Source organism: Flavobacterium terrisoli (genome assembly GCF_030167905.1).
Lineage (GTDB): Bacteria > Bacteroidota > Bacteroidia > Flavobacteriales > Flavobacteriaceae > Flavobacterium > Flavobacterium terrisoli.
In genome coordinates, this window is sequence record NZ_JARGNA010000002.1 from 185,915 (window position 1) to 207,430 (window position 21,516).

At 38.2% G+C, this 21,516-nt stretch carries 20 protein-coding genes; 8 read left to right on the forward strand and 12 right to left on the reverse strand.

What is annotated here, in order from left to right; all coding sequences use genetic code 11:
• The first annotated feature begins 29 nt into the window (after positions 1–29).
• Both P1K33_RS02905 and P1K33_RS02910 read left to right on the forward strand, forming a co-directional pair.
• On the forward strand, positions 30–497 hold the full coding sequence (locus tag P1K33_RS02905) for a low molecular weight protein-tyrosine-phosphatase (RefSeq protein WP_284651361.1): 468 nt from the start codon (positions 30–32) through the stop codon (positions 495–497).
• Complete coding sequence (locus P1K33_RS02910) at positions 494–1,216, forward strand: SAM-dependent methyltransferase (RefSeq protein ID WP_284651362.1); 723 nt, start codon at positions 494–496, stop codon at positions 1,214–1,216. Before P1K33_RS02905 ends, P1K33_RS02910 begins: the two co-directional genes overlap by 4 nt.
• A 4-nt stretch (positions 1,217–1,220) precedes the next feature.
• Here P1K33_RS02910 and P1K33_RS02915 read toward each other — a convergent pair whose 3' ends face one another.
• The 5 genes from P1K33_RS02915 to dapF form a co-directional block, all read right to left on the reverse strand.
• Positions 1,221–1,856, reverse strand: coding sequence for a peptidoglycan-binding protein LysM (locus P1K33_RS02915; RefSeq protein WP_284651363.1), 636 nt, complete (start codon positions 1,854–1,856; stop codon positions 1,221–1,223).
• Between the two features lie 97 nt (positions 1,857–1,953).
• Positions 1,954–2,865, reverse strand: a complete 912-nt coding sequence (locus P1K33_RS02920) for a DUF2279 domain-containing protein (RefSeq protein WP_284651364.1) — start codon at positions 2,863–2,865, stop codon at positions 1,954–1,956.
• Positions 2,866–2,868: 3 nt separating this feature from the next.
• Positions 2,869–3,897 carry an endolytic transglycosylase MltG gene (gene mltG / locus P1K33_RS02925; RefSeq protein WP_284651365.1) on the reverse strand — a complete coding sequence of 343 codons (1,029 nt, stop codon included), beginning with the start codon at positions 3,895–3,897 and terminating at the stop codon, positions 2,869–2,871.
• A gap of 19 nt (positions 3,898–3,916) precedes the next feature.
• On the reverse strand, positions 3,917–4,444 hold the full coding sequence (locus P1K33_RS02930) for a GNAT family N-acetyltransferase (RefSeq protein WP_284651366.1): 528 nt from the start codon (positions 4,442–4,444) through the stop codon (positions 3,917–3,919).
• 77 nt (positions 4,445–4,521) lie between these two features.
• Entirely contained in the window at positions 4,522–5,304 is a 783-nt protein-coding gene (dapF, locus tag P1K33_RS02935) for a diaminopimelate epimerase (RefSeq protein WP_284651367.1), read from the reverse strand.
• Positions 5,305–5,437: 133 nt separating this feature from the next.
• Between dapF and P1K33_RS02940 the strand changes: the two genes are divergently transcribed.
• The 3 genes from P1K33_RS02940 to P1K33_RS02950 all read left to right on the forward strand — a co-directional run bounded on the left by P1K33_RS02940 (position 5,438) and on the right by P1K33_RS02950 (position 8,962).
• On the forward strand, positions 5,438–6,829 hold the full coding sequence (locus P1K33_RS02940) for a trypsin-like peptidase domain-containing protein (protein WP_284651368.1): 1,392 nt from the start codon (positions 5,438–5,440) through the stop codon (positions 6,827–6,829).
• 154 nt (positions 6,830–6,983) lie between these two features.
• Positions 6,984–8,432: a glyceraldehyde-3-phosphate dehydrogenase gene (locus tag P1K33_RS02945; RefSeq protein WP_284651369.1), complete on the forward strand. Its 1,449-nt coding sequence runs from the start codon at positions 6,984–6,986 to the stop codon at positions 8,430–8,432.
• 155 nt (positions 8,433–8,587) lie between these two features.
• Positions 8,588–8,962 carry a hypothetical protein gene (locus P1K33_RS02950; protein ID WP_284651370.1) on the forward strand — a complete coding sequence of 125 codons (375 nt, stop codon included), beginning with the start codon at positions 8,588–8,590 and terminating at the stop codon, positions 8,960–8,962.
• A gap of 53 nt (positions 8,963–9,015) precedes the next feature.
• Here P1K33_RS02950 and P1K33_RS02955 read toward each other — a convergent pair whose 3' ends face one another.
• Both P1K33_RS02955 and P1K33_RS02960 read right to left on the reverse strand, forming a co-directional pair.
• Positions 9,016–11,280 carry an aconitate hydratase gene (locus P1K33_RS02955; protein ID WP_284651371.1) on the reverse strand — a complete coding sequence of 755 codons (2,265 nt, stop codon included), beginning with the start codon at positions 11,278–11,280 and terminating at the stop codon, positions 9,016–9,018.
• 165 nt (positions 11,281–11,445) lie between these two features.
• A complete protein-coding gene (locus tag P1K33_RS02960) occupies positions 11,446–12,561 on the reverse strand; it encodes an acyltransferase family protein (protein ID WP_284651372.1) in 1,116 nt (371 codons plus the stop codon).
• Positions 12,562–12,579: 18 nt separating this feature from the next.
• Between P1K33_RS02960 and P1K33_RS02965 the strand changes: the two genes are divergently transcribed.
• Positions 12,580–13,716: a hypothetical protein gene (locus P1K33_RS02965; RefSeq protein WP_284651373.1), complete on the forward strand. Its 1,137-nt coding sequence runs from the start codon at positions 12,580–12,582 to the stop codon at positions 13,714–13,716.
• Here P1K33_RS02965 and P1K33_RS02970 read toward each other — a convergent pair.
• Genes P1K33_RS02970 through P1K33_RS02990 form a run of 5 tightly spaced genes read right to left on the reverse strand, consistent with a single transcriptional unit; the run spans position 13,713 to position 19,323 of the window.
• On the reverse strand, positions 13,713–14,075 hold the full coding sequence (locus P1K33_RS02970) for a hypothetical protein (protein WP_284651374.1): 363 nt from the start codon (positions 14,073–14,075) through the stop codon (positions 13,713–13,715). The two genes, P1K33_RS02965 and P1K33_RS02970, sit on opposite strands and share 4 nt — an antisense overlap.
• A 45-nt stretch (positions 14,076–14,120) precedes the next feature.
• Entirely contained in the window at positions 14,121–15,074 is a 954-nt protein-coding gene (locus P1K33_RS02975; RefSeq protein WP_284651375.1) for an AAA family ATPase, read from the reverse strand.
• 41 nt (positions 15,075–15,115) lie between these two features.
• Positions 15,116–16,543: a peptidylprolyl isomerase gene (locus P1K33_RS02980; protein WP_284651617.1), complete on the reverse strand. Its 1,428-nt coding sequence runs from the start codon at positions 16,541–16,543 to the stop codon at positions 15,116–15,118.
• On the reverse strand, positions 16,506–17,354 hold the full coding sequence (locus P1K33_RS02985) for a peptidylprolyl isomerase (protein WP_284651377.1): 849 nt from the start codon (positions 17,352–17,354) through the stop codon (positions 16,506–16,508). Before P1K33_RS02985 ends, P1K33_RS02980 begins: the two co-directional genes overlap by 38 nt.
• Before the next feature lies 1 nt (position 17,355).
• Positions 17,356–19,323, reverse strand: a complete 1,968-nt coding sequence (locus P1K33_RS02990) for a peptidylprolyl isomerase (RefSeq protein WP_284651378.1) — start codon at positions 19,321–19,323, stop codon at positions 17,356–17,358.
• A 257-nt stretch (positions 19,324–19,580) separates the two neighbouring features.
• On the opposite strand from P1K33_RS02990, the gene P1K33_RS02995 reads away from it, so the two are divergent.
• Positions 19,581–21,170 carry a peptide chain release factor 3 gene (locus P1K33_RS02995; protein WP_284651379.1) on the forward strand — a complete coding sequence of 530 codons (1,590 nt, stop codon included), beginning with the start codon at positions 19,581–19,583 and terminating at the stop codon, positions 21,168–21,170.
• 74 nt (positions 21,171–21,244) lie between these two features.
• Positions 21,245–21,463, forward strand: a complete 219-nt coding sequence (locus P1K33_RS03000) for an Fjoh_0651 family PID-CTERM protein (protein WP_284651380.1) — start codon at positions 21,245–21,247, stop codon at positions 21,461–21,463.
• The last annotated feature ends 53 nt before the right edge of the window (positions 21,464–21,516 follow it).

Sequence of the window (21,516 nt, forward strand, 5' to 3'; positions counted from 1 at the left end):
GACTAAGTTTGCAGCTTAGAAATTTCAATATGCCCGTTAAAATTTTAATGGTTTGTTTAGGAAACATTTGCCGATCTCCATTGGCAGAAGGTATTTTAGCATCCAAACTTCCACAGGATAAATTCATTGTTGACTCTGCCGGAACAGGCAATTACCACATTGGCAAACAACCTGACCAGCGTTCCATTTTGGTCGCACAAAAAAATGGATTGGACATTACCAATCAAAGAGGCCGACAATTTTCTTCCAGGGATTTTGACGAATTCGATTATATTTTTGTGATGGACAGTTCCAATTATGACAATGTCATCGATTTAGCCAAAACAGAAGATCAAAAACAAAAGGTCGAAATGATCCTGAATTATTTATTCCCGGGCGAAAATGTTGATGTTCCCGATCCGTATTACGGTTTGCAGAACGGTTTTGACATGGTGTACGAAATGCTGGATGAAACTTGCGTTATTTTGGCCAAAAAACTGATTGAAAAACACCCATGAATGCTATAAGTCTCAGAGGAAAACTCTATTTGATTCCGACCACTTTGGGCGAAATGAATCCGAATGATGTCTTGCCACAAACGGTAAAAAGAGCTATCGACTTCCTCGACACTTATATTGTTGAAAACGAAAAAACAGCCCGTAAATTCATCAAAGCGGTGAATCCCGAAAAGGTTCAGGCTAGTTTAAAATTATCCGCACTCAACAAACACACCGACGTTTCCGAACACAATGCGATGATTGCACCTTGTTTGAATGGCGTAAACGTAGGATTAATGAGTGAAGCCGGTTGTCCCGGTGTGGCTGATCCCGGAGCTGTCATTGTGAAATTGGCACACGAGAAAGGCATTCAGGTTATTCCATTGGTTGGCCCATCTTCTATCCTATTGGCGATGATGGCATCAGGAATGAACGGACAAAGTTTTGCATTCAACGGCTATTTGCCTATTGACAAAGGCGAAAAGAAATCGGCACTGAAAAACTTTGAGAAACTGTCACACGATAAAAACCAATCCCAACTTTTTATTGAAACACCATATAGAAACAATAAGTTGTTGGAAGATATTTTGGCTACCTTACAGCCGAATACCCATTTGTGCATTGCAACTGACATCACTTTGCCTACAGAGTATATTAAAACGCTGCGCGTAGCCGATTGGAAAAAAACAAAGGTCGACCTGTATAACAGACCGACCATTTTTATTATTCACAAAATATAATGTGTTATTTTACTTTGGCGTTTTTGATGGCTTTAATACCATAAGTTTCGAATCCGCCGAAATCTTTAAGGTAAGTTCTAACCGAAGTACCATATTCATCTCTACATTTTCTTTCACCTCTGGTATTCAGAAAACGTTTTACCGAACCGGTTCCGCCCAAATGTGCAGCGGCTAAAATACCTGATTCGGTAATCAAAACACCGTCAATTACCATTCCTTCGAAATCCTCAATATAGTTTCTCAACTCATATTTGTTTTTTGAAAGTAAGGCAATAAATGCTTTTTCCTGAAGTTTTGGATTGTTTAAAAATGCAGAACTATCATTAATACCGATTGATTTTAATGTCTCAACACCAAACTGATATTTACCTAAATATCCTAGAGAGTTAATTTTTTTGTATTTTCCTTGTGATTCTTTGTGTGCAATAGCATCCTTGTAGCCAATAAAATATTTTCCCTTGAATGGAACATCCAAGCTAAAATAATTGATGTTGTTTTTTGATGGAAAGACATACAAAAGTCTCCCGTCTTGATCAACACCGAAACCGAAATTGATTTGGGAATTGTAAGGTTTAAAACCCGAGCTTATGAAAGCTACGACTAGTAGGATTGATGTGTAAAAAATTCCTTTTTTTATCATTAATTGTTATTTCTCAAGCGCTGTCACCGACATGAAATTACCGGGTGCAAATATACAACTAAATTTATAAAATTGAATATCAAGTAGTTAAACTACTCTAAAAGTAGATTAAGTGCAACTTCGAACCGCCGCGACCCTTGATTTCAAACGTTGGAGCTGGAATCTTAATGGAATTGAAAATTGTTAAAATTGTCTTAACAAAATGGGATTTTGTTTCAATTTTCGTCAGATCAACGTCGAGACTGAGGTAAAATTGACGAAATCTTTGTCGTTCCGGGAGCAAATCCGGGTCGGTTGATTCCCTATCGCCGGTGACCATTCCTTCCGCTCCATAACCGAAAGCAATATTCAGCCATTTTGGAATTTTGGATGTGTTGGCAAACGAATGAATATTAGCCGAAAGCCAGTACGTTTGTCCGTTGTAATCCTTGAGTATTTGTTCCTGCAAAGAACTGCCCAAAACTTCCGGTCTGGCAGAAGCATATCGTGTGGTATGAAAAGAAAATTTGGGAATGATTCGTTGTTCTTTCCACAATAATTCCTGAGAAACATATAAAGCAGTTCCGGATACATTGGCAGCAACATCTCCTAAAGACGCACCCCAATTGGCGGAATAACCATCAAAAACCTCAACGGTGGTCAGGAAAGCCAATCCTAAAGTCGAGCCATAAAGCAATTGGCTCTTTCTGCTGGAGCCAGCCCATTTTAAAGCATTGGCACCAAAACTTCCTAAATGATAGGCTGAAAAAACATGCCCTGCTTTGTCCATTTGTAGCCATTCGGCATTGTCATTGATAAAATGGAAATCGGAACGCGGATAATCGGCATACCAAACCTGATTCAAACCAACCAAAGTAACGGCTCCGATCGTCGCTTCAGAAATGACAAGCGTTTTGAGTCGGCTTTTGTTTAAAGTATCCGAAGGTTTAAGAAAGTTTTCTATACCGTTTTGCGCTTGCAGCAAAAACGAGCAGCACAAAAACAGGATTATGTAATGCTGCCTTTTCAACGATTAACGTTTTGTTCCCTGCGCATTCAACCAATCGGCATATTTCTTGGCATTGACATCGTGTTGCGCCATGGTGGCCGCAAATTCGTGGTAACCAAATCTTTCCACACTTGCACAAAAATAAAGGTAATCGTGCTTTTCCGGATTCAACACCGCGTCAATCGCATCCACATCGGGCATAGCGATTGGTCCGGGTGGCAAACCAAGATTTTGATAAGTATTATAGGGTGATGCTATGAATAAATCATTGTACAAAACCCTTTTGATGATTCTTTCAAAATCATTATCTCTTAATTTCAAAGCATAAATCACGGTTGGATCTGCCTGCAATTTCATTCCGTCTTTCAGACGATTCAGATAAACACCGGCAACTGTTGGCCTTTCGCTTTTCTTTACCGTTTCTTTGTGAACAATGGAAGCCAAGGTAATCGCCTGTACCGGGGTTAAGTTTAAGTCAGCCGCTTTGGCAATTCTTTCTTTAGTCCAAAAACGATTGTACTCTTCCAACATTTTATCTCTGAATTTTTCAGCCGAAATATTCCAATACACTTCATAGGTATTCGGCAAAAACATCGAAAACACATTCTCTTTGGTAAATCCGTTTTTCTTCAAAAAAGCAGAATCACGGAAAGTCGCTAAAAGTTTTGTGGTATCGGGTTCAATCTGGGAACTCAAACGTTCGCATAAATCTTCCAATCTTTCCTGATTATTGAATGCCAATTTCACGGGTACGTTTCTTCGCATGGTTGCGACCAATTGAAAGGCACTCATTCCTTTTTTTAATAAAAATCGTCCGGCTTTGACATTTTCCGGATACGAACGAAGATTGGCAATGAATTCGAAACTGCCCATGTTTTTTACATAAGGCGAAAGGATTCGCTGCACATCTTCATATTTGGAATTGGTCGGGATTTCAACATAAACTTCCTCTTTGTCAAAATTGGTATCCGAAGTGAAAAATTTAATATACACAATCAATACTGCGATTAAACCAACAGCAACTATAATTTTTAAGATTTTACCTTTATTCAAAACTGAGACTTTTAAAGATTTATTTTTTTATTAATTGAAACAGCGCTTCGTCCTGAAAGACATTATTGATGGAAATCCAATCTTTCTTAACGCCGATTTTTTCAAACCCAAATGTAGTAAAAAGCGCTATACTCGCTGTGTTTTGGGTTCCAATATTTGCAAACAACTGATGCAATTGCAACTGCTGAAACGCATAATCAATAACCAAACCAAGCGCTTCTTTGCCAAAACCAGTATTTCTGTCGGTTTCATTCTGAATGATAATGCCAACTCCAGCGCGATGATTCCTAGGATCAAAATCGAACAGATCAATCAGACCAATCGCTTCAAAAGTGTCCTTTCTGCAAATGGCCAAACGCAATTGCTTGGCTTCATAAATGTCCTGATGCGCATTTTCCAAATACTGACGGATGAGGAATTTACTATAAGGCGTTTGCGTATTGCTGACTTCCCAAATATTTTCATCGTTTTCTATAGCATATATAAACGCTAAATCTTCGGGTTCAAGAGCGCGTAAGTAAATATTTTGTCCTTGAAGTGTTATCATGATTGTTTTAAATTGCCACTAATCCACGAATATTTTCTATTGATTATTTAAATACATTCGTGCCTTCGTGCTAAAAATTATATTTCTATTTCCCCTTCAAAAACAAAGGTTGCCGGACCTTTCAGAAAAACATTGGTGTATTTATTGCCTTCTTTTACAAAGGAAACTTCGAGTTTTCCGCCTTCAACATCCAAATGAATATGATGCGCGGTAGTTTTGCCAATGGCGTGCATCGCAATCGCGGCGGCGGTTGCTCCGGTGCCACAAGACCAGGTTTCATCTTCCACACCGCGCTCGTAAGTACGCAACGCAAAATGATTTTCTGAAATTTGATTTACAAAATTGACATTGCTTCCCGGTTTTCCATACAAATCGGAATAACGAATTTGGGCACCAACGGTTTTGACGTCATAATTTTTCAAATCATCAACCATCATTACATGATGAGGCGAACCGGTATTGAGGAAAACATAATCGGGTTCTATTTTTACAAAATCAACTTCTTTCATGCCAAGAGACACAATTCCGTTTTCAAAAATGGACGCATGATGCGGACCGTCAGTCGCAATGAAATCGGTGTCATCCTGAACCACATTCAGGCTTTTGGCGAAAGCCACCAAACAACGACCGCCATTACCACACATTGAACTTTCATTCCCATCTGAATTATAATATACCATACGGAAATCGGTTTCGCTGTCATTCTCCAGCAAAATCAATCCGTCTGCACCAATGCCAAAGCGTCGATCGCATAATTTTTCGATAAGTTCAATGTTATTTTTCGGAAAAATACCCTTGCGGTTGTCAATCATAACAAAGTCATTTCCGGTCCCCTGGTATTTGGCAAAATTAATCTTCATAGCGTTGTTTACTCCCACAAAGATAGCAAAATTTAAGATTGACTTAAAAATTGTTAAACGAGCGTTAAAGGGTGTTTGAAGAAAAAATGAAAGTTTATAATTTTACTTTCAAGTAATTTAAATGTTAATGACTATGAAACGATTATCAAGTTTATTTTTGGTTTCTTTATTAAGCGGCGCCACTACACTTGGTGCTTACAAATTATTTTTCGACGGAAGCAACAACCGTGATTCGATTGTAACGATGGCTTCCAATAACAACAACAGAACAGTCGGCTTGTCAGGTGAAGCCGTTGATTTTACCGAAGCCGCAGCCAATGCCGTTCACACCGTTGTTCACGTAAAGAATGTCTCGGTCAGAACGGTTTCCAATCCGATTATGGAATTCTTCTATGGACAGCGCGGTGGCCAGCAACAGGAACAAATTGGAACCGGTTCGGGTGTGATTATTTCTGAAGATGGTTATATCGTGACTAACAACCACGTGATTGCCGGCGCGAACGAATTGGAAGTAACCTTAAACAATAACAAATCATACAAGGCAAAACTCATCGGAACCGATTCTAAAATGGATATCGCTTTGCTAAAAATCAATGCCGATGAGAAATTACCGTATTCTTCTTTTGCCGATTCAGATCAGGTGAAAGTGGGCGAATGGGTTTTGGCGGTTGGAAATCCATACAATTTAAATTCGACGGTTACAGCCGGAATTGTTTCGGCTAAAGCCCGAAATTTAGACAGTGCTAACGGCATTCAGTCGTTCATTCAAACCGATGCTGCCGTAAATCCCGGGAACAGTGGCGGTGCATTGGTCAATACCCGCGGCGAATTGATTGGAATCAATACGATGATTTCATCGCCTACAGGAAGTTATGCCGGTTATTCTTTTGCGGTTCCGTCTAATATTACCCGTAAAATCATTGAAGACATTATGGAATTTGGCGGTGTGCAACGTGGCATTTTGGGTGTTGAAGGTTCGGAATTGAACAGCAGAGCTTCAAAAGAATTTGGCATTAATGACACCGAAGGTTTCTATATTAATAAGGTAACCAAAAATTCCGGCGCTGAAAAAGCAGGTTTGAGAAATGGCGATATCATCAAAAAACTCGACAATCAAAAAATCAGTTCGTTTGCCGAATTGACCGGTTATATCAATACCAAAAGACCAAATGACAAAGTTCAGGTAACTTACACCAGAGATGGTGAGACCAAAATGGCTTCGGTGACTTTGATTAAAAACGACCTCTTCACCACTGAATTCAAAGGATTGGAATTGGAAGACATTGATGCTTCCGACAAAAAGAAATACAGAATTGATTATGGGGTTCGCATCAAAGAAGTGAACAGCGAAAATTTGGCGCCTTATGCAGACCAGCTAAAAGGAAATATCATCTTATCTGTAGATAATATCAAAGCCACGGATGTCGAATCGGTATCCCGATTTTTAAACAAAAAAGACCCAAATCAAAGTGTCAGCATTCAAATGATCAACAGAATGGGACAAGTGATTCAGATTATTATATAAATTCATCTTACTTATTTTTCTAAAAGCCAACCTATAAAAGGGTTGGCTTTTTTTATTGTTAAATAATTACGAAATCGTTTTCGTGCAACACTTCTATTTTATACTTTTGCGCCAAATTTAAATTTTCAACACAAACTAAACTCTTTTCTTTTTTATGAACAGTAATACTTTATACGAGAAGGAATTATCATTTCAGGCCGACAGACGAAAGGCTGGCGTAGAATTCATCAAGATTATCAGCGACTTATGGTATGATAAATCTATCGAATTGGTACTTTTCAGAAACCAATTGATCGACAGAAATGTGAGCGACATCATCAATTTGCATGAATACGCCGGTGAATTTGTTCAGAAACCAATCAATGTTTTTGATTCAGTAGAAATTGCCAGAGCCATTCTTAATTTAGACTTGCCACCAGCTCGTATTGACATTGGAAAACTGACTTACGAATACCATTTAGAAGACAACAAATACCACGATGCCAGAGCATTTGTGATTGACAAGTTGAAAAATGCGAGAGAATTTCAAAACATCAAACCAAAAGATGTGGTTTTATATGGTTTTGGTCGTATCGGTCGTTTGTTAGCGCGTGAAATGATGAGCAAAATAGGGAAAGGACAACAGCTGCGTCTACGCGCTATTGTGACCCGTGATAGAAACGATGCTTCATCTTTAGAAAAAAGAGCTTCGTTGTTGCGTTATGATTCAGTTCACGGTGATTTCGAAGGTTCAGTTCAGGCAGATGTTGAAAATAATGCTTTGATTATTAACGGAACTACGGTTCACATCATCACGGCTGCTTCTCCGGAAGAAATTGATTATACACAATACGGCATTGAAGATGCCTTACTAATAGACAATACCGGTGCTTTCACTACGGAAGAAGCCTTGAAACGCCATTTGGTTTCGAAAGGTGTTGAAAAAGTATTATTAACCGCGCCAGGAAAAGGTGTTCCAAACATCGTTTACGGAGTTAACCACAACGATCATAACCCTGAAACTGTAGATATTTTCTCCGCAGCTTCTTGTACTACGAATGCGATTACGCCAATACTACAAGCGGTTGAAGAAACACTTGGAGTGGTAAAAGGACATTTGGAAACCATTCACGCTTATACCAATGACCAAAACTTGGTAGACAACATGCACAAAAAATACCGTCGTGGCCGTGCTGCTGCCTTGAACATGGTAATCACTGAAACCGGTGCGGGAAGTGCCGTGGCCAAAGCATTACCAAGCTTAGCCGGAAAATTGACTTCCAATGCGATTCGTGTTCCTGTTCCAAATGGCTCATTAGTAGTATTGAATTTGGAAGTTGGAAAAGAAACTTCAGTTGAAGAAGTGAATAACATCATGAAAAAATACGCTTTAGAAGGCGAATTGGTAGAGCAAATCAAATATTCATTGAATAACGAATTGGTTTCTTCTGATATTGTTGGTACTTCTGCTCCATCGATTTTCGACAGTAACGCTACAATTGTATCCGGTGACGGAAAAAATATAGTACTATATGTTTGGTATGACAACGAGTACGGCTACAGCCATCAGGTAATTCGTTTGGCCAAATATATTGCCAAAGTAAGACGCTATACTTATTATTAATAGTTTATTAATTCGCAAAAAAAGCCGTTTAATTTTCCTAATTAAGCGGCTTTTTTGTTGTTTTCAACACTTTTTTGTTAATAAGTGTCGTGCGTATTAAAATAATTACTATTTTTCGCCTGTCAAAAAAACAATGCCCCTATAATCAAACATTTATGAAGAAAACAATTTTTAGTCTACTAATCATGACTTGTTTTGCCTTTTCAGATAATGAAGAGCCAAAAGTAACTACCTACAGTTACGGTCACAACGGAATGGAGTACGTTGCGAAAAACAAAAACGGAACTGTTATCATCAGTACGTTTAATTCCAAAATGACAATTCGTCAAGAAATTGCAACCAAAATTTACCGCATGTACTTAGATCAGAAATTACAAAGCGATCAGAAAGTAACGGTTTTTGGTGATGAAGCGGATGTTACCGGGAGGTGTGTCATCAGGAAAAAGGACAATCTGACTGCTGTAGATTTTTATTATGAAACGGTAAGTTGGTGTTCAGGGAAAAAAGAAATTTACAAAAAGAACATTTAAAAAAAAAGCTCAACATTTAGTTGAGCTTTTTTTATGGACTATATTGATTTTGATTACGCCTTACCGGCAGCAATAAGGTTCAATGCCGAACCGGCAACAAACCAACCAATTTGACTGTCGTTGTAAGTATGGTTTGCCAGGATAGTATCTTTTGAACCATCAGCATGAACAAACTCTAAGGTTAATGGTTTACCCGGAGCAAATTCGGTCAAGTCTAAGAAATTAATAGTATCATTCTCCTGGATTTTGTCGTAATCAGCTTCATTGGCAAAAGTTAGTGCCAACATTCCTTGTTTCTTTAAGTTGGTTTCGTGGATACGGGCAAATGATTTTACCAATACCGCTTTCACCCCTAAGAAACGTGGTTCCATAGCTGCATGCTCACGAGAAGAACCTTCACCATAATTGTGGTCACCCACAACAATTGATGGAACACCAGCCGCTTTATAAGCTCTTTGCACTGCAGGAACTGCATCGTAAGCACCGGTTAATTGGTTTTTCACTTTATTCGCTTCCTGATTGAAAGCGTTTACTGCTCCAATCAACATATTGTTAGAAATGTTATCCAAGTGGCCACGGAAACGCAACCATGGTCCAGCCATAGAAATGTGATCCGTAGTACATTTACCAAATGCCTTGATTAGCAATTTAGCCCCTGAAATGTTTTTTCCATCCCAAGCTTCAAATGGTGCTAAAAGTTGTAAACGGTCTGACGTAGGAGAAACCGCTACCTGAACTGATGAACCATCAGCTGCCGGTGCCTGGAATCCCGCATCTTCCACATCAAAACCTCTTTTTGGCAATTCATCACCTGTTGGAGGATTCAATCTAACTTCTTCTCCATTATCGTTTAACAAGGTATCTGTTAGCGGATTGAAAGTCAAATCTCCTGAGATTGCCAATGCGGCTACCATTTCCGGTGACGTTACAAAAGCATGGGTATTTGGATTTCCGTCCGCACGTTTTGAGAAGTTTCGGTTGAACGAGTGAACGATTGTATTTTTCTCTCCTTTATCAGCACCTGTTCTGTCCCATTGCCCGATACATGGTCCGCAAGCATTGGTAAACACTTTGGTTCCCATTTTCTCGAAAGTCGCGATGATGCCATCTCTTTCAATAGTGTAACGGATTTGTTCTGAGCCTGGGTTGATTCCGAACTCAGCTTTTGGCGTAATGCCATGAGCAACAGCCTGCTCCACAATAGAAGCGGCACGCGCCATATCTTCGTAAGATGAATTGGTACAAGAACCAATTAATCCCCATTCAATTTTTAAAGGCCAACCATTGGCAATGGCTTCTTCCTTCATTTTAGAAACCGGTGTTCCTCTGTCCGGAGTAAATGGTCCGTTGATGTGTGGCTCTAATTCAGAAAGGTTGATTTCGATTAATTGATCGAAATAAGCTGCCGGATTAGCATAAACTTCAGCGTCACCAGTTAAGTAAGAGGCAACTTTATCGGCTGCATCCACAATATCCTGACGATCTGTAGCGGCTAAATATCTTCTCATTGAATCATCATAACCAAAAGTAGAAGTCGTTGCTCCGATTTCTGCTCCCATGTTACAGATGGTTCCTTTTCCGGTACAGGACATATTGGTTGCGCCTTCACCGAAATATTCTACGATAGCACCTGTTCCGCCTTTTACAGTAAGGATGTCTGCTACTTTAAGGATTACGTCTTTTGGAGAAGTCCAACCGTTTAGTTTTCCGGTTAACTTTACTCCTATCAGTTTGGGAAATTTCAATTCCCATGACATTCCCGACATTACGTCAACGGCATCTGCACCACCAACACCAATCGCCAACATACCTAAACCACCAGCATTTACTGTGTGAGAATCGGTACCAATCATCATTCCGCCCGGGAATGCATAATTCTCTAAAACGATTTGGTGGATAATTCCTGAACCCGGCTTCCAGAACCCGATTCCATATTTATTGGATACTGAAGAAAGGAAGTCGAATACTTCTTTTGATTGCGTGTTGGCCACAGCTAAATCGGTTGTAGCGCCAACTTTTGCTTGGATTAAGTGGTCACAGTGTACGGTAGTAGGAACTGCAACAGTCTTTTTCCCGGCGTGCATGAATTGCAATAAAGCCATTTGTGCCGTAGCATCCTGGCAAGCCACTCTGTCCGGCGCAAAATCAACATAATCTTTTCCACGAGTGAACGATTGAGAAGGCATTCCTTCCCATAAATGCGAATATAAAATCTTTTCAGATAAGGTAAGTGGGCGACCAACTAACTCGCGTGCTTTGTCAACACGGGCAGCCATAGTAGCATACACTTTTTCAATCATTTCAATATCAAAAGCCATAATAAACTGGGTTAATTTGTTTGCTGTGCAAATTTACGAAAACGTTGTACTTAAGAAAAGTTTTTAATAAAATAAGTTAATTCGGGAGAATGATTTAGGAAATAGCGATTTTTGACAACCGTTTTTTAACAATTACATATTTTAAAAGTCAAAAAATGACTATTCTTAATTTTTATCTCTTAAATCCATGAGAGGTTTTTCGTAAAAACGATACAATAAATAGCTCAAAAATAAGGTTATGAACACATAAGCCGATAAAAATCCATACAATTCAATCGGATTTTGGGCATTGTAATCAATGTTATGTTTTAGCAGCTGCAATACGACACCATAATGTAAAAGATACATTGAATAGGAAATTATACTGATGAAAACGATTGGCTTTTTTATGACTGTTTTTTCCTTTTTCCATTCTGAGAAAAATGGCAGAAAGCAAGCGACCACTACCGATACCAAAGGCAAATAGAGAATGTTCCAAAAAGCCGGATAGGTTTCAATAAACAACCCGAAATAACCGATGGCGACAAATTGGAACAGGAATAAAAATATCCCAATAACAAAGAAAATGTAACGGTATTTTCTCCAGGATTCCTTAAAGTTCAAGTAAATCCAACTGCACAAAACACCTATAAAAATACTGTCTAACCTATAAATGACCACAGCTTTCAACGACATGTTCCATTGGTTTAAAGTCGTATTGGTTGTCGTATTTTGGTAAAATATCTTGTTACAAAAGAAAAGCAGTATCAATATCAAAACCGAGAAGAGAAAAAACTTCGATTTTTGTTGAGGCTTGACAACACTTCCAACTAAAAACAAGAATAGCGGCAAAACAATATAGGCAAACTCTTCAACGGAAAGACTCCAGGATTCGGTAAAGAACGGCGTCATTGGCGTAAAGATATTTTGGGCAAAGAAAAAGTACTTCCAGGAATAGGAAATATCATTCCCGATGACAAAAGCAATGAGTATATTGACAATGAGTATCAATAAATAATTGGGTAAGGTTCTGAACCATCTTCTTTTGAGGAAAAAGACAACCGAATTCATCGAAAAATCCTGTTTTAAATACAATTCGTATAAAATTTTCCCTATCAGGAATCCACTCAAAATAAAAAACACCTCAACACCCAAGAAACCCGACAGGAGCATTAACTGGTGAAAAACGCCATAAGTCAAAGGAAAAACCCAAATGCAATGGCCAAACATTACCATCAAAATGGCAGCAGCGCGCATCACATCCAATCCAAATATTCTATTTTGATTTTGATTCCCAATCATAAAATGTACATTTGTTATATGTTGAAATCAAAGATATATAAAATTTCAGGAGTTCTGATTCTCCTCGGTATATTGGCCGGCGCAATTTGGTATTGGCAATTGCCCAACCGACACAAAGCGATTGTGAAATCATTTGTGTTTGAAAAATTAGGCATAGTAGAAAAAGACTGGAAGGTCGCTAACCAATCGGAAACGTACAAAATGATTTCACCTGAGTTTTACATTGACGGCATTTACAAATCGATGGAAGGTCCGAAATCTTCCAATTATGTACAGCTTTCACAGGACTCAACCGTACTTTGGCTGACTGGTTTTGAAGTGAAAGCATTGGATAATAAAACACTCGCGCCGGTTTCCAAGGATTTTATCTGCCATACCAATGTCGATTTTAACGATGTGAAATATTACAGTTCGTTTCATTTGGAAAAAAGAATCGGCAAACAATATCCGAGACTGACTTCGCTTTCACACGGCATGGAAAATTTCAGTTTTCCAAAAGGCTACGGCGTACCGATGAAAGGCAATGAATTGCTTTATGTTACTACTGAATCTTTGAACCACAATTTGCCTGATGCCAATTTTTGGATACGACATGAAGTGGATATCAATTATTCGAAAGCCAAAAACTTAAAGCCATTGATGAGCCGTACCGCTTTTATCATGCTGCCTTATGACAAATATGACCCAAGCAAATCGCCAACCGATCCGGGAACCAATATGTGCATACCGGTAGAAACCAAAAACCACAGTTATGATGACGGAAATGGCAATATGCTTTCCGGGCATTGGGTTATTCCGGCCGGTAAAAACACTTATCGAAGCAGCGTCACATCGCAATTGCAAATCAAGGACAGTTTGCGTTTGCATGCAGCGGCGATTCATGTGCATCCGTTTGCAACCAGCATTTCATTATTTGACAAAACCACCGGGAAAGCCATTTTTAAAAGTAAAATCGCAAATCACAAAGGAAAAACCGGTTTGACCAGTATTGATCCTTTTTCGTCTGAGGAAGGCATTTGGCTCTATGAGAACCACGAATACGAAATTGTGTTAGAAGTTGATAATACCACAGCCACTGATCAAGATATGATGGGCAGCATGTTTTTGTTTTTTTACGACAAAGAATTGGATGACTTGCTTCAAAAGCAAAGTTAATGACTGAACGGAAAAACCCTTGGCAAATATTTCCAAAACATGATTACTGCAGAACCAATGGCCAAAAAACACATAAGCAATCCTACAGCGAGTAAATGAATCGCATCAGAAGTGACCGTTGGAAAATCCCTGAATTCTAAGAAAACCGCTAAAACCATATATAGGGAAAACAAAAAAAACAGCCACGCCATCAAAAAGCCCAGGTATTTGTTTTGAAAAACCACCTGCAATAAGAGTATCGAAAATACGATAAAGGCGAACGGATTAAAATGATTGGTCGCTAAAATGTTTTCCAGAAACCAAAAAGCCGTCAGCCCAAGAAGAATAAATTCAGGTAAAAGAAGAATGTATTTTTTCATATTCTGTTGCATTGATAAACAGAAAACGAAAAAAAGACCGAAATATTATAGCAATTTATCAATAATCATCTCCTCGCTAATTCCCTCAGCATCAGCTTTGTAATTTTTGATGATTCTGTGACGCAAAATTCCGGTCGCAACCGCTTTTACATCTTCGATATCGGGAGAAAATTTACCATTGAAAGCCGCATTGGCTTTGGCAGCCAAAATTAAGTTCTGCGAAGCTCTTGGTCCTGCGCCCCAATCCAAATAATTATTCACATATTCAGAAGCCAAAGCTCCTTTCGGACGTGTTTTGCCAACCAAAGTTACCGCATATTCGATTACGTTATCAGCCACCGGAACGCGACGGATTAAGTGTTGGAAATCGATGATTTCCTGAGCAGTAAATAACGGATTAATCACTTGCTTCTCATCAGATGTGGTGCTTTTTACCACTTGTACTTCTTCCTGATACGATGGATAATCCAATTTTATGGCAAACATAAAACGGTCCAATTGCGCTTCCGGCAAAGGATAAGTTCCTTCCTGCTCAATTGGGTTTTGCGTTGCTAATACGAAATACGGTAAGGCCAATTTATAGTTTTGACCAGCAATCGTCACCGAACGTTCCTGCATCGCTTCCAACAAAGCAGCCTGCGTTTTTGGCGGTGTTCTGTTGATCTCATCTGCCAAAATGATATTGGCAAATATTGGTCCTTTGATGAATTTAAATTGACGGTTTTCGTCGAGGATTTCACTTCCCAAAATATCCGAAGGCATCAAATCGGGTGTGAACTGAATGCGTTTGAAATCCAATCCTAAAGCTTGTGAAATGGTATTTACCATTAAGGTTTTGGCCAAACCGGGAACACCAACCAATAGTGCGTGTCCGCCCGAGAAAATACTCAATAAAATTTGGTCAACGACATCGTCTTGACCTACAATAATCTTCGCAATCTCTTTTTTAAGTTCTAAACGTTTTTGAACTAAATTTTGAATGGCAGCAACATCAGACATTTTATTCAGGATTTTAGGATTTGAATGTTCTAAAGTACGATTTATTTTTTCAACCAATTATTGACAAATACACAATCTTGGTATTCGCCATTAATTTTGATATAGGTTTCCTTGATTTTTTCGTCAGACCATTTTCCAATGGCTTTGATTTGTTTTTCTTTTAGTGCCAAATCTTTGATTTTGATATAATCTTTGGCATAATCAGCAGTATGAGCATCAATTCTGTTGGTCACCGTGATGATTTTATATTTTTTCCCGGTTCTAGGATCATCCTCTAAAATTGGCGGCGTAATCGCTTTATCTTTCAAATTAGATATTTCGCTGTATAAACTCGGATCCATTTTGGTCAATTCAAAATGTGTATCCTGGGTTTTCGGGTTGATTAACGTTCCTCCGTTCGCTCTGGTTTCTTTCTCTTCAGACATGGTTTTTGCGGCATCGGCAAAAGAAATTTCACCACTTTCAATTTTATTTTTGATGGTAATGATTTTCTCTTTAGCGTCTTTCAAAGCCTGATCGGACACTTTTGGCATCATTAAGATATGTCTTAATTCAACTTCCTGGCCTTTGATTTTCTCCACCATGATAATGTGGAAACCATATTCTGTTTCAAACGGCTCAGAGATTTCTCCTTCGCCCAAACTAAATGCCACATCCTTAAATTCCTTTACGAATTGCGTTTTTCTGTTGATTTTATAAAAACCACCATTGGAGGCCGAACCTCTGTCATCTGAATAAATAACGGCTCTGGTTTTGAAACTCGAACCGGCTAAAACTTCAGCTTTGATTTCTTTTAATCGATTGATGACTCTTTGCTTTTCTTCAGGGCTGATTTTAGGGATAACCACAATCTGTGCTACTTCCATTTCGGCACCAAAAACCGGCAAGTCTTCCTGTGAAATGGTCTTAAAGAAATTGCGGGTTTCTTCCGGAGTGATTTCAACTGCATCGATGATTTTCTTTCTCATTTCCATCGTCAGTTTGTTGGTCTTGATGATATCAAACAATTCATTTCTGAAATCTTCTTCGCTGTCTTTTTTGAAATAGCTGATTACTTTTTCCATCGAACCCAATTGTTCCACCATATAACCAATCTGCTCACTCATTTTTTCTTTTACCTCTTCATCCTTAATCACGATACTATCCTGAATGGCTTGGTGGGCATATAATTTTTCTTCAAGTAACTTGCCCAACATCTGGCAACGTGTAATGTCCTTAACCGATTGTCCCTGACTTGACAATTCCAAAAATGATTTGTCGATATCAGAATCCAGAACAATATAATCTCCTACTGTGGCAATGATGCCGTCAACTTTAAGTTTTTGAGCCATTTTTGCCTGAGGATTGGTCTTCACGGTATCCTTGATTATCTCCTGTGCATTGGCAGAACCAACTGTAAAAATTGTAGCAATAACTGCTACTGCAAGTTGGCTATTTATATATTTCATAATCCTTGTTTTTAATGGCATCATCCGTAATCTCTTTTTCAAATTTCTTTATTAATTCTAATTTTCTTTTGTTTAGTATAACTTCTTTCAGCGTGGGTTTGATATATTCAAATGGTGAGATTTGATTTCGATCAATCACATTGGTGATTTTAATTAAATAGACATCATCATTATCCTGAATCTGGGCTTTCTTTCCCGGTCGTATAATATCATCCCTGTTATCGGGATTGATGACCGGCAATTTCACATACACCTGGCTCATGTCAACCCAAACCGAATCGTTCAAAGCAAAACTCTTGAACTGTAGCGCATAGGTATCCCAGAACTTTTTGTCTTTCTTATTATAATCAAAGAACTTACTTCTTATCGTGGCAAAACGCGGATTGTCTATTGACAGATTGATAAAACGCAGTCGAACCAAAGTTCCGGTAGTTTTAAAATTCTCCTTGTTTTCGTCGTAGTACTTTTTTAACTCTTGTTGGGTTACCAAAGTATCTACGGTGTTTTTAACCACTTCTTCTATATACGCTTTGGTATATAAATCTATTTTGTATTGCTTTATTAAAGCGTTGTATTCTCCTTTTTTCTTATCGCTCAGGTTTCTTTCCGCTGCTTCGATAAGTAATTTTTGACTGGCCCATCGGTTGATGAAATCCCGAACCATCAGTATGCTGTCTTCTTTTGACGTTCCGGCCGGAACTAAAGTAGCAATATCACTTTTATACAAATAGCTCTTTCCGACTCTGGCAATTGATTCTAGCTTTTGTTCCGGCTTAAAATAATTACAAGAACAAAACAAAACCATTACCAGGAAAAGGCCACTTCTAATCATTTTATGGATTCAGCTGTTTTTTTACTTTTTCAAAAGAATCTCTGTTGATTTTAACACTAAACTCCTGTTTCAAATCATCAACCCATCTTTGTTCCAGGTATTGCTGGTAGTCGTTTACAATTTTACCTCTACATTCATCCAGAGTTTTTACGCCTTTTGGCAATACTTTGTCTACTTTGGTCACAAAATAGTATTCGCCTTCCTTAACGATATCCGAAATTCCAACTTCAAATTTGGTGCTTTTTGGCAAAGCGTCATTTCCTTCTTCAAATGTGCCGCTATTGCTCATCACATTAACCACATTACCAACGTTTAGTTTTTCCTTAATCGCCTGTACTTCGGTGCCTTTCTTTAATAAAGCCAAAGCTTTTTTAATCTCATCCAATTTAGTAGAAGAAAGTATGGTTGCTTCAACCCTGTTTTTCCACAAGTGCTCATTTTTGTGCTCATCGTAGAATTTCTGTAAACCAACCGTATCCGATTTTGCTCTTTCCCAGATTTCTTTTTCCATCAAATCAAAAAGCAATAATCCATCGCGGTATTCTTCCATTACGTTAGCAAATTCTGAAAATTCCGTTTCAAGATTTTCATCATAGTAAGCCGTTAATTGGGCGTCTAAGAATTTCTCATACAAAGCGTCAACCAATTTTGAAATCGGTTTGGTCGTCAAATTGGCTTTTTGTTGTTTGTCAACAAATTCCAAAAAGGTCTTTCCTTGAATTTTTTTAGCATTGATAGTCAATAACGGAGCCGTAAAATCATTAACATTTTCTGGTTGTTTCCATTTTGACTCATAAAAATCGTTGGTCACCAATTTGGAAATCGCAGCATATTGCTTAGCATCTTTTTTATAGGTGTATTTTTTTCTCAGTTTTTCATTCAAAGAAGCTGTAATTTTCTTTGATCGGTCATCTTTACCTACTTTCGTCTCCAGTTCATTTTTCATTTCGTCCAAAGTACGTACCGGATGTTTTTGAATCAATTTGATGATGTGCCATCCGAATTGTGACTGGAATGGTTTTGAGATTTCATTAGCCGTAGTCAATGAAAAAGCCATGTTTTCGAATTCTTCAGAGCTCAATTGACCTGAACCGAATTTGTTCAAAACACCGCCTTTGGATGATGATGATTTGTCTTCTGAAAATTGTTTGGCCAAATCTTCAAACTTTTCTCCCTGTTGGATTTTTTTGTAGATGTCGTTGATGGTATTCTTCGCTTTATCCTGATCGGTATCTTCCGGTTTCGGATTCAAAATCATGATGTGCGCCACGGTAACTTCACCACGGTTATTTCTAACGTCTTCCACTTTTAGGATGTGGTAACCAAAACGGGTTCTGATGATTTTTGAAATTTTACCTTTTGGCGTATTGAAGGCCGCACTTTCAAAAGCATAAACCATTCTGAAAGCCGAAAAGTAACCCAAATCACCTCTGTTTTCTTTGGCAGACGGATCTTCTGAATATTCCATGGCCAAAGCCGCGAAATCTCCTCCGGCTAAAGCTTTCTTGCTGATTTCTTCTATTTTTTTATAGGCTTTAAGCGTATCTTCTGGAGATGCATTTTCATCTACTAAAATCAGGATGTGTGATGCTTTTACTTCTTTTTGAAGGCGATTGTAACCTTCTTCAACCAATTCCTGGGTAATTTTGGTATCGTTAAAATAGTTTTTTGCCAATTGAGTCCGGTAGGATTTTAACTCATTCTGATACTTCGGATTGTTTTCCAATCCTAATTTATAGGCTTTGTTCACTTTTAGTTTATAGCCTACAAAAAGCTCAAGGTATTGGTTCAAATCTTTTTGTGATTCGTCTTTTACTAAATCTAAATTTTTCTTGTAAACCCTTGAAAATTCATCGGTATAATAAGGCTTTTCGTTAATAGTAAATAAAACTTCTTTTGAACTATTTTGCGCTGAGGCGGCAATTGACATTGAAAAGAACAATCCTAAAAAAAACTGTTTTAAACTCATCTTATCTGTTATCTGTTTTTAAAAAAATTCACAATTAAATTTTGGTTTTTGCAAGTGCCCAAAACCACTTTAGTTTTTAGTTGTAACAATCAACAAAAGTAACAATTCAAACACATTATACAAGTATCGGGGCTACTATTAACAAAATTTTATTAACAGAACTTTTACGATGTTTTACATTAAACAAAACTGACTTCAAATACATGTCTGAATAATGAGTAAATAATAGTATTTTTGCAGACAATTTATCGAAAATTATGAGTTTTTTAAAAGAAATACAACGCCGCAGGACTTTTGGAATTATTTCACATCCCGATGCCGGAAAGACAACCTTAACTGAAAAGCTATTGCTTTTTGGTGGAGCCATCCAGGAAGCCGGCGCGGTAAAAAACAACAAAATTAAAAAAGGAGCTACTTCCGATTTTATGGAGATTGAGCGTCAAAGAGGAATCTCTGTGGCTACTTCGGTCTTGGCTTTTAATTATCAGAACAAAAAAATCAACATTCTTGATACACCGGGTCACAAGGATTTTGCCGAGGACACCTTCAGAACCTTAACGGCTGTTGACAGTGTGATTGTGGTAATTGATGTGGCAAAAGGTGTTGAGGAACAAACCGAAAAATTAGTAGAAGTTTGCCGTATGCGTAACATCCCGATGATTGTTTTCATCAATAAATTGGATAGAGAAGGAAAAGATGCTTTCGATTTGATGGATGAAGTGGAGCAAAAACTAGGATTGACCGTTACGCCTTTGAGCTTCCCAATCGGTATGGGTTATGACTTTCAGGGTATTTATAATATTTGGGAACAAAACATCAATCTTTTCAGCGGTGACAGCCGTAAAAACATTGAAGATACCATCGCCTTTTCGGATATTGCGAGTCCGGAATTGGAAAAAATCATTGGTGAAAAACCAGCGGTTAAATTAAGAGAAGAACTCGAGTTGATTTCGGAAGTTTATCCGGCGTTTGACAGCGACAGCTATTTGAACGGTACTTTGCAACCGGTATTTTTTGGTTCAGCCCTGAATAATTTTGGCGTAAGAGAATTGCTGGATTGTTTTGTCGAAATTGCTCCTACACCAAGACCAAAAGAATCAGAAACCCGATTGGTTAAACCTGAGGAAGAAAAAATGAGTGGTTTTGTGTTCAAAATCCACGCTAATATGGATCCAAAGCACCGTGACCGTTTGGCATTTGTCAAAATCGTATCGGGAACATTTGAAAGAAACAAACCTTACACTCACGTAAGATTAAATAAAAACCTGAAATTTTCGAGCCCGAATGCTTTTTTTGCCGAGAAAAAAGAAATTGTGGATATCTCATATCCGGGAGACATTGTAGGTTTACACGATACCGGTAACTTTAAAATCGGAGACACTTTGACCGAAGGAGAAATGATGAGTTTCAAAGGAATCCCGAGTTTTTCACCGGAGCACTTCCGCTATATCAACAATGCCGATCCGTTAAAGGCGAAGCAATTGGATAAAGGTGTTGACCAGCTGATGGATGAAGGTGTGGCGCAGTTGTTTACTTTGGAAATGAACAATCGAAAAGTCATTGGAACCGTTGGTGCCTTGCAGTATGAAGTTATCCAATACCGTTTGGAACATGAATACGGTGCGAAATGTAGCTATGAAAATTTCCCGGTTCACAAAGCTTGCTGGGTGAAACCAACAGACCCGAAAAGTGAGGAATTCAAAGAATTTAAAAGAATCAAACAGAAATTCCTGGCGCATGACAAATATGGTCAATTGGTGTTCCTGGCCGACTCTGAATTCACGATACAAATGACACAGAGCAAGTTTCCAAACGTTAAATTGTATTTCACCTCTGAATTTGACTAATTAACTTTAAAATTACATCCTAAATTTTTTATGTTTAAAAATGATTATTATATTTACGGCTTGAACAAAAAGTTATGAAAAACAATTTAAAATTTTATTTTGTCACCCTATTTCTAATAGCTTCCGATTTTGTAGTTTTTGCACAAGGCGGTCCCGGTGACGATGATGGTGGCGGCGGTCTTGAAGGTGGTGACCCGCAACCGGCTCCAATAAACAGTAAACTAATCTTATTGGCAATCACAGGTGTTTTATTTGTGATTTACACCTATAGAAAAAACAAAAGAACAGTTTAAATTTTATTTCTCTTTACAAGATTAAACTTTAAATAAACTTCAATAAAAAACCC

What these genes read in the sequence shown, in the direction of transcription:
- P1K33_RS02905 (WP_284651361.1), top strand. Translation starts at nt 30, where the DNA reads ATGCCCGTTAAAATTTTAATGGTTTGTTTAGGAAACATTTGCCGATCT.
- P1K33_RS02910 (WP_284651362.1), top strand. Translation starts at nt 494, where the DNA reads ATGAATGCTATAAGTCTCAGAGGAAAACTCTATTTGATTCCGACCACT.
- P1K33_RS02915 (WP_284651363.1), bottom strand. Translation starts at nt 1,856, where the DNA reads ATGATAAAAAAAGGAATTTTTTACACATCAATCCTACTAGTCGTAGCT.
- P1K33_RS02930 (WP_284651366.1), bottom strand. Translation starts at nt 4,444, where the DNA reads ATGATAACACTTCAAGGACAAAATATTTACTTACGCGCTCTTGAACCC.
- dapF (WP_284651367.1), bottom strand. Translation starts at nt 5,304, where the DNA reads ATGAAGATTAATTTTGCCAAATACCAGGGGACCGGAAATGACTTTGTT.
- P1K33_RS02940 (WP_284651368.1), top strand. Translation starts at nt 5,438, where the DNA reads ATGAAACGATTATCAAGTTTATTTTTGGTTTCTTTATTAAGCGGCGCC.
- P1K33_RS02945 (WP_284651369.1), top strand. Translation starts at nt 6,984, where the DNA reads ATGAACAGTAATACTTTATACGAGAAGGAATTATCATTTCAGGCCGAC.
- P1K33_RS02950 (WP_284651370.1), top strand. Translation starts at nt 8,588, where the DNA reads ATGAAGAAAACAATTTTTAGTCTACTAATCATGACTTGTTTTGCCTTT.
- P1K33_RS02955 (WP_284651371.1), bottom strand. Translation starts at nt 11,280, where the DNA reads ATGGCTTTTGATATTGAAATGATTGAAAAAGTGTATGCTACTATGGCT.
- P1K33_RS02960 (WP_284651372.1), bottom strand. Translation starts at nt 12,561, where the DNA reads ATGATTGGGAATCAAAATCAAAATAGAATATTTGGATTGGATGTGATG.
- P1K33_RS02965 (WP_284651373.1), top strand. Translation starts at nt 12,580, where the DNA reads ATGTTGAAATCAAAGATATATAAAATTTCAGGAGTTCTGATTCTCCTC.
- P1K33_RS02970 (WP_284651374.1), bottom strand. Translation starts at nt 14,075, where the DNA reads ATGAAAAAATACATTCTTCTTTTACCTGAATTTATTCTTCTTGGGCTG.
- P1K33_RS02975 (WP_284651375.1), bottom strand. Translation starts at nt 15,074, where the DNA reads ATGTCTGATGTTGCTGCCATTCAAAATTTAGTTCAAAAACGTTTAGAA.
- P1K33_RS02980 (WP_284651617.1), bottom strand. Translation starts at nt 16,543, where the DNA reads ATGCCATTAAAAACAAGGATTATGAAATATATAAATAGCCAACTTGCA.
- P1K33_RS02985 (WP_284651377.1), bottom strand. Translation starts at nt 17,354, where the DNA reads ATGATTAGAAGTGGCCTTTTCCTGGTAATGGTTTTGTTTTGTTCTTGT.
- P1K33_RS02990 (WP_284651378.1), bottom strand. Translation starts at nt 19,323, where the DNA reads ATGAGTTTAAAACAGTTTTTTTTAGGATTGTTCTTTTCAATGTCAATT.
- P1K33_RS02995 (WP_284651379.1), top strand. Translation starts at nt 19,581, where the DNA reads ATGAGTTTTTTAAAAGAAATACAACGCCGCAGGACTTTTGGAATTATT.
- P1K33_RS03000 (WP_284651380.1), top strand. Translation starts at nt 21,245, where the DNA reads ATGAAAAACAATTTAAAATTTTATTTTGTCACCCTATTTCTAATAGCT.